This window comes from Ruminococcus sp. MCC718, assembly GCF_018783905.1.
GTDB classification, from domain to species: Bacteria; Bacillota; Clostridia; order Lachnospirales; family Lachnospiraceae; genus Hominisplanchenecus; species Hominisplanchenecus faecis.
Genome location: NZ_WQNP01000132.1, coordinates 1 through 275, shown reverse-complemented (window position 1 = coordinate 275; position 275 = coordinate 1). Strand labels below are relative to the sequence as shown.

The window sequence follows — 275 nt, the reverse complement described above, 5'->3', positions numbered from 1 at the left end:
TGTGGTGAAGGAGACCATGTCCACTGCTTTGTAACAGCTCCACCAAAGCTGTCCATAACAGCAATCGTCAAGTATCTGAAGGGGATTACCGGCAGAAAACTGTTCGAACGTTTTCCGGAAATAAGAAACCAGCTATGGAAGGGAGAGCTGTGGAACCATTCCTATTATGTGGAAACGATCGGATCTGTATCTGAGGAAAATATCCGCCGTTATATGGAACATCAGAGCAAGTCGTATTAAGTTAAAGCGGACTGTAAATACCGATCCGCGTTACT

General features: G+C 44.7%; 1 protein-coding gene. It reads left to right on the top strand.

Going from position 1 to position 275, the window contains the following annotated elements:
* The coding region (tnpA, locus tag GPK60_RS15710) for an IS200/IS605 family transposase (protein ID WP_215660181.1) at positions 1–240 on the top strand (240 nt) is incomplete at its 5' end.
* Positions 241–275: the final 35 nt, after the last annotated feature.